This is a genomic window from Psychrobacillus sp. NPDC093180 (assembly GCF_044754065.1).
In the GTDB taxonomy this organism is placed as follows: domain Bacteria; phylum Bacillota; class Bacilli; order Bacillales_A; family Planococcaceae; genus Psychrobacillus.
In genome coordinates this window covers 73,394-83,887 of sequence record NZ_JBIVOJ010000016.1, presented here as the reverse complement: position 1 = coordinate 83,887, position 10,494 = coordinate 73,394, and the positions used below count along the sequence as shown (strand labels likewise).

The following is a 10,494-nucleotide window of genomic DNA, read 5'->3' as shown; positions in this document are numbered from 1 at the left end:
CAAAGGGGATAAGCATGGAGGAGCCGTATGCGATGACCCGCACGTACGGATCTGCGAGAGGCGCATGAATTAATTTTCATGCGCCTACTCTATTGTTGAAACTTATTATTACTTCTTGTGCATTTTTTGGTAATAATATATAATTTATGATATTAATATTCAGACTTTTCTTTAAACTTTTAATGGTATTAAACCAAGTAATTGATATAAAAGGAGTAAGTAGTATTATGAGTTCAACCGTAATTAGAAATTTTCAACAAGCTGACATGCCATTATTAGGTGACTTTTATCAGGCTGTAACAACGGGAAAGCAGGTGGTGTTTTGGTGGATTGGTCCAGAGGAAAATTGGGAGAACGTATACTGTGCCTTTGAAAATGAACAAATGATTGCAAAAGGACAAATTGAAGTGATTAATGTTGTGAGGGATGGATCCCCTCTAGAGAGTAGAAACGCTATCTATTTGAACTTAAAAGTACTGCCTGAGAGAGAAACCGATTATAAATTATATAATCAACTATATGAAAAACTATATAATCGAGCATTAGAATTCAAACAATTACTTTCTTCAACTTATCATACATATTTATGTGTCGGGAATTTTGGGACAGAAGTAAATAATAATCATTTTTTTGTAGGGGAAAAAGGTTTTAGTCCATTGAACACCCTATACACGATGAACAGAGATCTAAAAAAACTTATTGAACCCGCTAACTTGGTACCGGATTTACAATGGGAATATTGGAAGATGAGTAGATTGGAAGAGGAAAAAGAATATTTAGAGATTGAATCAGAAATCTGGCCTGATGCTGTATTAGGGTTAAATAGATTACGTGAATACAAGAATAATAAATCCTGGACTACCATTACAGTTAGGGAGAATGGAACAATCCTTCCTAGTGCGATGGTATGGCAAGAGGATGAAATAGGAATGATTGAAGAAGTATTTGTTCGAAAACAATGGCGTAAAAAAGGTATTGCTAAGTTTCTCCTTACTACGGCAATTAATTATCTAAAAGAAAAAGGTCTGAAAGAGGCTAAATTAATGGTAGATACAGAGAATGAAAAAGCATTAAATCTATACAAATCAGTAGGATTTGAGGTCATAGAAAAGGAAAATAGATATTTTATTGAGCTTTAGTTGTTAATCCTTTTAGACCAAGGGTTCTTTGTTTAATGTTCATAAAGGGGGATTTACAAATTAATTGTTTAATAAAGATAAAGACAGGGAAGTTAATAATATAAATGTTGGTTAAGTGAAATGTATACCAGAGTGAGCCGACATATAGAAAATAATAAAAAAATTGGGGGACCTAAAATGATAAAAAAATATAACTTCATTATGAATGGCAAAATTATAGATGTATATGCTTCCTCAAAAGCAGAAGCGTATAAGAAAGCAACGATGATAAACTTTGAAATGGATAAGGAAAAGAATCTTCTAAAAAAGGATTGCATATAAATCGTTTTAGAACTTTGTACAATTAATATTATTAGACTATTACAGATGCTTTCCTCCGAGGGAAGCAATTTTTCATTTAGAGTGAATTTAATTTAACTAATGTGTTCACACATATTAAGCACAGAGAAGTCCTAATACCAGAACTACTCTGTGCTTTTAAAATAGTCCAATTGGTGGAAAGGGGGGCAGTATTAAAGCATAGGTGTTGTCACAGGTTTGGAGTGGAAAAGAAGATTAGCCTATATAACTCGCATTCATGACAAAGGATAAATGATCTATATCCTACAGACCTATGCACATTTTAACATTTGGTCTTCTTTGCATATAGTAAATGACGAGTGAAATTACGTTAAACGAAGAAAGAAATAAAAAGCAGGATCAGTGAACCTGCTTTTACATTATTATATTAATATATACCACTTTTATTATCTATGCTGGTCTAAAAGAATTTGATTACCATCTGGATCTTCAATTGTAAAATATGCAGGTCCTTCTGTAGTTTCATCCGCTTCTTGCAGTATTTTTATTCCTTTTTCTTTAAGTTGTTTTTGAAGTTCTCGAACATCTGTAAATGACTCGAGATTTTCTGCATTACTATTCCAGCCAGGATTGAAAGTGAGAATATTATTTTCGAACATACCTTGGAAGAGGCCAATTATGCAATTTTCATTTTTCATGATAAGCCAATTTTGTGTAATATCTCCTCCCATAGCTTGAAAACCAAGATTTTCATAGAATGTCTTGGATTTATTAATGTCTTTTACTTTTAAACTTACAGAAAATGCTCCTAAATTCATATCATAACCGCCTTTTAGTCAGAATTATTAATAAGTATAAGAGAGTAAACGAAATTATACAAGCACCAGAGAATAGAAGAGTATCATAACCCTGATGGCACCATGGGAATAACTACGTTAGTGATTACATGAAGTAAGAATGGAGATTGTATTAAATTCATCTATTTGGTATATTATTAAGTATATACAATCTTTGATGTGGCCAAGTAAATAAGAATTGTGAAACAGAAAATATAGCAGCTTGCTGAGAGCTATATCACCACTTCTTGTTGAAACCTACCACGGAGATGTTATGCAAACATAACCGAGTCGTTTTCGTTAACAAACGTATTAGAGGGCTAAAAGGGATTTTAGCTAAACTAAGGTGGTACCACGTCTATACAGCACAGAGACGTCCTTTTCCGAGGACTGCTCTGTGCTTTTTATTATTAGGAGGGAACTTTATGACAAATCAACAACAAAATGATTTTTCGAAATGGTATATTGACACAATTCAGAAGGCAGATTTAATGGATTATACGCCAGTTCGTGGGTGTATTGCATTTAAACCGGATGGCTTTGAGATTTGGGAGCATATTCAAGCTGAAATGGATCGACGTTTTAAAGAGACTGGACATCGCAATGCTTATTTCCCAATGCTTATTCCAGAATCATTTTTTCAAAAAGAAAAAGATCATATCGAAGGCTTCTCACCAGAGCTTCCATGGGTAACAGAGGCAGCAGGTGAAAAATTGGAAGAGCGCCTAGCACTTCGTCCAACCTCTGAAACAATGATAGGTCATTTATATTCTGACTGGATTAAGAGTTACCGTGATCTACCAGTGCTTATCAACCAATGGGCAAACGTATTCCGTTGGGAGAAGAAAACTCTTCCTTTCATTCGCACTTCTGAATTTTTATGGCAAGAAGGTCATACTGCGCATGCAGATGAAGAAGAGGCACGTACGGAAACAATGCAGATGCTTAACATCTATAAAGAGGTCGTAGAAGAGCTATTAGCAATTCCAGTATACGATGGTCAAAAAACTCCTTCTGAACGCTTTGCAGGGGCTGTAGATACGTATTCTATTGAAGCCATGATGAAGGACGGAAAAGCAGTGCAAGCTGGTACATCTCATTACCTTGGAACAAAGTTTGCTGAAGCATTTGATATTAAGTATTTAAATAAAGAAAACAAGCATCAGCATGTGCATACAACATCTTGGGGAACATCTACACGTCTAATCGGTTCGGTTATTATGGTTCATGGTGACGAGCAAGGGCTTGTATTGCCACCACGTATTGCTCCAACTCAAGTTGTATTAATACCAGTAGGACCTTGGAAAAAGAATCCTGCTATTATGGAAAAACTAGATGAAGTGTTTGCTGCATTAAAAGCAAAAGGTATTCGTGTTCGTCTAGATGATTCTGACCAATCTCCAGGCTATAAATTTAATGAGTGGGAGTTAAAAGGAGTTCCAGTTCGTATTGAATTAGGACCACGTGATTTAGAAAACAACCAAGCACTATTAAAAGCTCGAGATGAAGAGAATAAAGTATCTGTAGATATCCCTAATTTAGTGGAACGCATTGAAGAAGAGTTAACAACAATGCAAACACGTTTACTTGAAAAAGCTCGTGCATTCCGTGATCAAAACTCGCATACACATGTGAACACATTAGATGAGTTAAAACAACATCTTACTGATTCAACTGATAAAGGAGAAATCCCAGGATGGATTCTTGCAGGTTGGTGTGGAGATGACGCTTGTGAAGAGCATGTGAAGAATGAAACGAAATTTACGACACGTAATATTCCATTCAACCCACCAGCTGAAAAAGCAACATGCATCAACTGTGGCAAGGAATCGAAACATACTGTATGGTTCGGTCGTGCTTACTAATTAAATAGAAAATATAAGTTAAAAAATCAACCATTGCTTGTTAAATGGTTGATTTTTTATGCTTAGTTTATGTGATCAGCATTATGGTGAAGGTGCGTCTTAGTGAGAGGGAGTCTCTACATCGCTTGATTGTAATTTGGACAATCTCTTCCTGAAACTGGACAATCATTGCTCAAAGTTGGACAATCAGTGCAAGGTTGGACAATCTCTTCACATAGTTGGACAATCAGTGCAAGGTTGGACAATCTCTGCGCAAAGCTGGTCAATCTTTACTCGAAGTTGGACAATCTTTGCTGAAAGCTGGACGATCTTTACACGAAGTTGGACAATCTCTGCTGAAAGCTGGACAATCATTCCAAGGTTGGACAATCTCTGCGCAAAGCTGGACGATCTTTACACGAAGTTGGACGATCTCTGCTCAAAGCTGGACAATCATTCCAAGGTTGGACGATCTCCGCCGAAAGTTGGACAATCCCTTCACATAGTTGGACAATCTCCTCCGGAAGTTGGACAATCATTCCGAGGTTGAACAATCTCTGCTCAAAGTTGGACGATCTTTACACGAAGTTGGACGATCTCTGCTCAAGGCTGGACAATCATTCCAAGGTTGGACAATCACTACTCGAAGCTGGACAATCTTTCCCGAAAGTTGGATGATCTCTGCCCGAAGTTGGACAATCGCTTCACATAGCTGGACAATCTCCTCCCGAAGTTGGACAATCATTGCAATGTTGGACAATCTCTTTAAATAGTCGGACAATTCCCCACGAAAATAGGACAAACACCTAAACTAACACTACAGGCTCCTTCAAAGTTGATAATATTACCGGTTGTTCAATATGCGTTGCTTTCACATCAAACCTAGGATCAAGGGTTTCTAATTGCTCGCCTAGTAATAACTTAATTGCATAATAGGGGAAATTAATATCGGATAGACAGCTTATATGTAACCCACCACTCATACGAGGGTTAATTTCTAATAGTTTTGGAATGCCGTCTTTATATCTTACTTGGATATTAAATACGTAAGGAATTTTATATTGTGCAGCCATTTTCTCAGCGATTTCAATTAATTCTTTATTGTATTCAATCTCACGAATGCGTCCATTTCCTTTTTTCCTTGGTATTGCCGTAAGTAAAGTTCCATCGGCTTCGGCTAGACAGTCAATGCTATACTCATAACCATCGAGATATTCTAATACCATTAAGTCGGGGAAATGCTCCTGAGTTTGTAAAGTTTTAACAGCTGTATCATAAGAAATCTTTTGGGAGGAAGCGGTACTGAATATAAAAGGAATAGTATCTGCTTTATTATCGATAATACGGAATCCGCTCGCACCTTCTCCAATGACAGGCTTAATACATAGCTTCGTATTATTCTTACTTAATGCCTCATAAGCAGCTTGGAATTCTTTCGCATTGTTGACAATTCGGTAGGAAGGGATAGCTACTATAAAATTCCCTTCATTCGCTTGGTTTTCTAAGGAACGGTACATCGCCGCTTTGTCATCTACTAAGGCCATTAAATCACCATCTGGACAAACTAACACTTTTACACCGATTTCCTCGAATTTGTCTAAATTTTGAGAGATAAGCACATTTTCTTTTCGTGGAACAAATACATGGATCTGGTTTTGTATACAGTAGTCTATACAAAACTGTAAATATGCTTCTCCCTCGATATCTGGTTCTGTGCCTGATACATCACAGTAATTAAAATACACCGTATCAGGATTAGGATGTGTGCCGTAGATAACAAACTCTTGTTGATCTGAATTATGTCGAATCATCTCCATGTAATGTGCTACAGTTGAAAACCATCTATTGAACCAAATATTAATCGACATGTAAATTCCTCATTTTCTATGTAATATTTTAGGTTAATTAAAGAAAATTATATTATTAAAACGCTCCTCCACAAAAGTGGGAAGGAGCGTTTTACATAGCAGGAAATCGCAGAGCACACTAATTAGAAATCGTTTGCTATTGCAATGGATGGTCATTAGTCATGAGTCACAAAGTGAAAGGTTAGAGGTCATTGGTTTGTCTAATTCAATTTGAGAGCGATTTCCTAACTATGCCCTTGGTAAAGAGTCTCACCTTACCAAGGATTATGCGTATTTTTCATCATCAAAATTAATCGTGATGGAGTAGTTTTTTGCATTGATGATCCCAGATAGTTTATTTGCTTCTTTTTCGTATTGAAGAGCATTTACACGATATTCTTCAGGATTAAATAGGGCAACCTGGACATAGGTCGTTCCATCTCCATATCCATACTGTACTCTTTCTTTTTCTGATGCGCCTAATTGTTTATAGATCCTTGCTTGGGCACGCATTTGTGTAGCAAGTTCTATTGCTTCTACAATTGTATAAGCTTTGTCTTTAAAAGTCACTGTATTGCTTATATTCGCTTCATAGATAAGTTTATCGAGCGTTCGAATATCTTTTCTTGTTAATGTAATTTCATTGTCTACTACAGAGACCGTACGAGGTCCAATTTCAGGAGAACTGCCTTTTTCAATAGTTATAAAAGCTACGCGCATAATTTCTTCTTCCAGCTCATGAATTCTTTTTAATAGTATACTTTTTAGTTTTACAGCCTCTGCTAACGAAATATTTGCCATATATTAAATCTCCCATTCTCTATTATTTGTATTTAAAACAAAAGAATTTGGTTCTCCACCATGAATTTGAGTAAACATTGCTTCCATCGAATGGATTAGTTTTTGACTTTCCTCCATATTCATCGTTGGACGGAGGAAGACGATTTGAAAGGCATCCGTTGTTGTTTCCGTTACTGCTGTTCGGATTGAATCGACAAAGGGACTACCAAATGCTCCGGCAGTATCTTGAAGCGTAAGTATATTATGTAATTTGTTTTCTCTACCATTCAAGCCTTCATAAGACGTGTCTTCATTGCCAATAGAAATTTGAACATTTCCTTCAATCTTTTCTACATCGTATATGCCCATTGGTATTTCATAACGCAACGAGAAGAAATTATTTAAATCTACTGCAGAATGCATTGGTGTGATATAATTTTGTTTTGCAATTCGTCGATATAATGCTTCCGCGGAGTGGCGATATCTATTTGGATCAGCACCAAACTTCTTCCACAGCACTCGCCATTCTTTTATGCCGTCAAATTCGGTAACTTTTTTCTCTTCCATTTCAAAGAAGAGCTGTTCTTGAAATAATTGGAGCCGACCTTTAAGCATTTGAGGCGAAGGAGAAACGACAATTTTGGTATAATGAATAATGCCTATTTTAAAGTTAGGTTCGATTTGCAATAAAGAATCATTTAATGTAAACATCATAGCAACCATCCTTACAACTATTTTCTTAAGTGTATCATAAGAAAGGAGAACAATTGTGAATATCAATCAATTTCAACAACAACTAATAGAATATGCAGCTTCCATTGGAATTGATAAAATTGGGTTTACGTCTGCTTCTCCATTCAAGGAATTGAAAAATAGATTAATTCGACAACAAGAGCTAGGATATGCTTCGGGTTTTGAAGAACCAGATATTGAAAAAAGAACGCATCCAGAGCTTTTACTTTCTGACGCAGAGAGTATTATTTCGATTGCCATAGCGTATCCATCGAAAATGAAAGATGCTCCGAAAAGTATAAAAGGAGCACGACGAGGAATCTTCGCTAGAGCTTCCTGGGGAATGGATTATCACACCGTCTTACGGGAAAAGCTTGCGCTCTTAGAATTATATATATTAACCCATATACCGGATGCAAAACTGCGTTCCATGGTAGACACTGGTGAGTTGTCCGATCGTGCAGTTGCAGAACGTGCTGGAATCGGTTGGAGTGCCAAAAACTGTGCGGTTATTACTCCTGAATTTGGCTCCTACGTATACTTAGGTGAGATGATCACATCCATTCCATTTGCTCCAAGCGAACAGATGGAGGATCAATGTGGCGAGTGCACACTTTGTTTAGATATTTGTCCGACTGGAGCATTAATCCAAGGAGGACAGTTAAATGCACAAAGATGCATCGCTTTTATCACACAAACGAAAACAATGGTTCCGGATGAATTTCGCACAAAAATAGGGAATCGTATATATGGGTGCGATACCTGCCAAACGATTTGCCCGAAAAACAAAGGAAAAGCGAATTTGCATCAAGAAGCATTTACACCAGATCCAGAGCTTGTAAAGCCACTGCTTCTACCATTGCTGAACATGACGAATCGGACGTTTAAAGAGACATATGGACATATGTCTGGTGCTTGGAGAGGGAAAAATCCAATTCAGCGAAATGCCATATTAGCGCTTGCTCACTTTAAAGAAGAGTCCGCTGTACCAACATTGATCGAACTGATGGAAAAGGATGCTCGTCCGGTAATAAGAGGAACAGCAGCTTGGGCTATTGGAAAGATAAACACAGAAGAAGGTCGGACTGCATTGAAGAAAGCAGAGCAAACCGAAAAAGCAGAAGAAGTACTAATAGAAATTCGTAAAGGCTTAGAATTTTATACAATTGAGAAATAGGAAGTGGAAATAGTGAGTATTAATATCGTGTTATATCAACCTGAAATCCCTGCAAATACAGGGAACATCGCTAGAACATGTGCAGGAACAGGGGCAAAATTACATTTAATCAGACCTCTTGGATTTTCTACAGATGACAAAATGCTTAAACGAGCTGGCTTAGACTATTGGGAGCATGTAGATATTACTTATTATGATGGGCTAGATGACTTTTTTGCGACACACCCTGAAGCGGAATATTATTTAATCACGAAGTTTGGTGCGAAGCCGCATACTACTTATAACTTTAGTGACGCAGAGAAGGATCATTTCTTTATTTTTGGACGCGAAACGAAAGGGTTGCCACGTGAACTAATTGATGCGCATCCGGACCGAGCCCTTAGAATTCCGATGAATGATAATATTCGTTCCTTAAATTTATCTAATACGGCTGCTATATTAATATATGAAGCATTAAGACAACAAGATTATCCTAATTTACATTAAAAAAAACGGACGAGCCCGTAAAGGCATCGTCCGTTTTAACATACATTCTTATTTTTTAGATGCACCTGGTTTGTCATCATATCCTGCAGTGAAGATCGCAGTAAGGAATGCTACACAAACGCCAAGAACTAGGATTAATCTCATATTAAGCGCCTCCTCCAGTATATTCAACCATAAGTATACATTACTTTAGGGTAAAAAGAAATATTGGCAAAAATGAATTTATGGCAAAAAATGTACCTTTTGAGAGTTGCATCTGCCATCCAATTCTACTAGGATATAGAAAAGGAGTGATTTTTTAAATGAGTAATTTGAAAAATGGTCCAGAAAACGGTTCGATGGCAACAAATATGGAAGAAGTAAAGCAACTAGGAAAACAAATGGAGAAGCTTCGCGATGACAATGAGCTAGAAAAAGATCATCGAGTATCTGATCCAGCACAATCAGATGATACTTCTTCTATTAAACAAAGGAAAAACGACTGAGCTTTTCAGTCGTTTTCTTTAAAAGAAAGGACGATCAATATGGAATTACATATGGATTCAACAAAACGTTTAGCAAACGGAGTAGAAATGCCACGTATTGGTTTAGGAGTTTACAAGATGACCGAACCAGATATTGCGTTACAAGCAATATCCACTGCACTTGATAATGGTTATCGCCATATAGACACGGCATCTCTTTACGCAAACGAGAAAGAAGTCGGAGAAGCAGTTCGTCACTCTAAACTTGCAAGAGAAGATATTTTCATTACGACAAAAGTATGGAATACCGATCAAGGATACGATCAAACATTAAAAGCGTTTGAAAAATCCTTAGAGCTTCTTGGCTTGGACTATGTAGATTTGTATTTAACCCATTGGCCAGTAAAAGAAACGTTTGTTGACACATATCGTGCAATCGAGCGTTTATATGAAGAGAAACTAATTCGCGCAACTGGTGTTTCGAATCACCACCAGCATCATCTAGAAGCAATTGCAGCAAAAGCCAACATACAACCGATGGTCAATCAGATTGAGTGTCATCCAAGATTAACACAAGTGGATCTTAGAAATTACTGTACGGAAAAAGGAATTGCCGTTACTTCCTGGTCGCCTCTAGCAAGAGGTAGATTGCTTGATGAATCTACTTTACAAAATATTAGTGCAAAATATGGTAAAACAACGGCACAAATAATTATCCGTTGGCATTTACAGAACGATTTAATCGTCATACCAAAATCAGTGACACCTGCTAGAATTACAGACAACTTCCAAGTTTTTGATTTTGAGCTGTCAGCTGAGGATATGAAAAATATCGATGCACTCAACTTAGATGAAAGAACAGGGATGGATCCAGATACTTTTTAGTCCG

12 protein-coding genes and 1 other annotated feature are annotated in these 10,494 nt (G+C 36.9%); of the genes, 7 read left to right on the top strand and 5 right to left on the bottom strand.

The genetic code is table 11. The features are described from left to right. The first annotated feature begins 227 nt into the window (after nt 1–227). Together ACIP9W_RS19875 and ACIP9W_RS19870 are read left to right on the top strand one after the other, a co-directional pair. Nucleotides 228–1,139, top strand: coding sequence for a GNAT family N-acetyltransferase (locus tag ACIP9W_RS19875; RefSeq protein WP_400792860.1), 912 nt, complete (start codon nt 228–230; stop codon nt 1,137–1,139). 177 nt (nt 1,140–1,316) lie between these two features. Then, nucleotides 1,317–1,460 carry a hypothetical protein gene (locus ACIP9W_RS19870; RefSeq protein WP_400792858.1) on the top strand — a complete coding sequence of 48 codons (144 nt, stop codon included), beginning with the start codon at nt 1,317–1,319 and terminating at the stop codon, nt 1,458–1,460. A gap of 425 nt (nt 1,461–1,885) precedes the next feature. Here ACIP9W_RS19870 and ACIP9W_RS19865 read toward each other — a convergent pair whose 3' ends face one another. Then, nucleotides 1,886–2,257 carry a VOC family protein gene (locus tag ACIP9W_RS19865; RefSeq protein WP_400792857.1) on the bottom strand — a complete coding sequence of 124 codons (372 nt, stop codon included), beginning with the start codon at nt 2,255–2,257 and terminating at the stop codon, nt 1,886–1,888. Nucleotides 2,258–2,441: 184 nt separating this feature from the next. Continuing rightward, nucleotides 2,442–2,659, top strand: a binding site (T-box leader). Between the two features lie 41 nt (nt 2,660–2,700). Here ACIP9W_RS19865 and proS point away from each other — a divergent pair. After that, nucleotides 2,701–4,140, top strand: coding sequence for a proline--tRNA ligase (gene proS / locus ACIP9W_RS19860; RefSeq protein WP_400792856.1), 1,440 nt, complete (start codon nt 2,701–2,703; stop codon nt 4,138–4,140). A gap of 514 nt (nt 4,141–4,654) precedes the next feature. Here the strand turns inward: proS and ACIP9W_RS19855 are convergent. The 4 genes from ACIP9W_RS19855 to ACIP9W_RS19840 form a co-directional block, all read right to left on the bottom strand. Next, a complete protein-coding gene (locus ACIP9W_RS19855; protein ID WP_400792855.1) occupies nt 4,655–4,879 on the bottom strand; it encodes an FtsB/FtsL family cell division protein in 225 nt (74 codons plus the stop codon). Between the two features lie 46 nt (nt 4,880–4,925). Continuing rightward, nucleotides 4,926–5,987 carry an ATP-grasp domain-containing protein gene (locus ACIP9W_RS19850; RefSeq protein ID WP_400792854.1) on the bottom strand — a complete coding sequence of 354 codons (1,062 nt, stop codon included), beginning with the start codon at nt 5,985–5,987 and terminating at the stop codon, nt 4,926–4,928. 264 nt (nt 5,988–6,251) lie between these two features. After that, nucleotides 6,252–6,767, bottom strand: a complete 516-nt coding sequence (locus ACIP9W_RS19845; RefSeq protein WP_282242042.1) for a hypothetical protein — start codon at nt 6,765–6,767, stop codon at nt 6,252–6,254. A 3-nt stretch (nt 6,768–6,770) separates the two neighbouring features. Beyond that, nucleotides 6,771–7,460 carry a B3/B4 domain-containing protein gene (locus tag ACIP9W_RS19840; RefSeq protein WP_400792852.1) on the bottom strand — a complete coding sequence of 230 codons (690 nt, stop codon included), beginning with the start codon at nt 7,458–7,460 and terminating at the stop codon, nt 6,771–6,773. 55 nt (nt 7,461–7,515) lie between these two features. On the opposite strand from ACIP9W_RS19840, the gene queG reads away from it, so the two are divergent. From queG to ACIP9W_RS19820, 4 genes are all read left to right on the top strand, one after another. Continuing rightward, the gene (gene queG / locus ACIP9W_RS19835) at nt 7,516–8,655 is read left to right on the top strand and encodes a tRNA epoxyqueuosine(34) reductase QueG (protein WP_400792851.1); all 1,140 of its coding nucleotides are present in this window, start codon (nt 7,516–7,518) and stop codon (nt 8,653–8,655) included. A 12-nt stretch (nt 8,656–8,667) separates the two neighbouring features. Continuing rightward, entirely contained in the window at nt 8,668–9,141 is a 474-nt protein-coding gene (gene trmL, locus ACIP9W_RS19830; protein ID WP_282242039.1) for a tRNA (uridine(34)/cytosine(34)/5-carboxymethylaminomethyluridine(34)-2'-O)-methyltransferase TrmL, read from the top strand. A 302-nt stretch (nt 9,142–9,443) separates the two neighbouring features. Beyond that, a complete protein-coding gene (locus ACIP9W_RS19825) occupies nt 9,444–9,626 on the top strand; it encodes a hypothetical protein (RefSeq protein WP_142540633.1) in 183 nt (60 codons plus the stop codon). A 39-nt stretch (nt 9,627–9,665) separates the two neighbouring features. Then, nucleotides 9,666–10,490: an aldo/keto reductase gene (locus tag ACIP9W_RS19820; RefSeq protein WP_400792849.1), complete on the top strand. Its 825-nt coding sequence runs from the start codon at nt 9,666–9,668 to the stop codon at nt 10,488–10,490. Nucleotides 10,491–10,494: the final 4 nt, after the last annotated feature.

Bases quoted from the DNA above. Each gene is read 5' to 3' on its own strand.
- ACIP9W_RS19875 (WP_400792860.1), top strand. From the start codon at position 228: ATGAGTTCAACCGTAATTAGAAATTTTCAACAAGCTGACATGCCATTA.
- ACIP9W_RS19870 (WP_400792858.1), top strand. From the start codon at position 1,317: ATGATAAAAAAATATAACTTCATTATGAATGGCAAAATTATAGATGTA.
- ACIP9W_RS19865 (WP_400792857.1), bottom strand. From the start codon at position 2,257: ATGAATTTAGGAGCATTTTCTGTAAGTTTAAAAGTAAAAGACATTAAT.
- proS (WP_400792856.1), top strand. From the start codon at position 2,701: ATGACAAATCAACAACAAAATGATTTTTCGAAATGGTATATTGACACA.
- ACIP9W_RS19850 (WP_400792854.1), bottom strand. From the start codon at position 5,987: ATGTCGATTAATATTTGGTTCAATAGATGGTTTTCAACTGTAGCACAT.
- ACIP9W_RS19845 (WP_282242042.1), bottom strand. From the start codon at position 6,767: ATGGCAAATATTTCGTTAGCAGAGGCTGTAAAACTAAAAAGTATACTA.
- ACIP9W_RS19840 (WP_400792852.1), bottom strand. From the start codon at position 7,460: ATGATGTTTACATTAAATGATTCTTTATTGCAAATCGAACCTAACTTT.
- ACIP9W_RS19825 (WP_142540633.1), top strand. From the start codon at position 9,444: ATGAGTAATTTGAAAAATGGTCCAGAAAACGGTTCGATGGCAACAAAT.
- ACIP9W_RS19820 (WP_400792849.1), top strand. From the start codon at position 9,666: ATGGAATTACATATGGATTCAACAAAACGTTTAGCAAACGGAGTAGAA.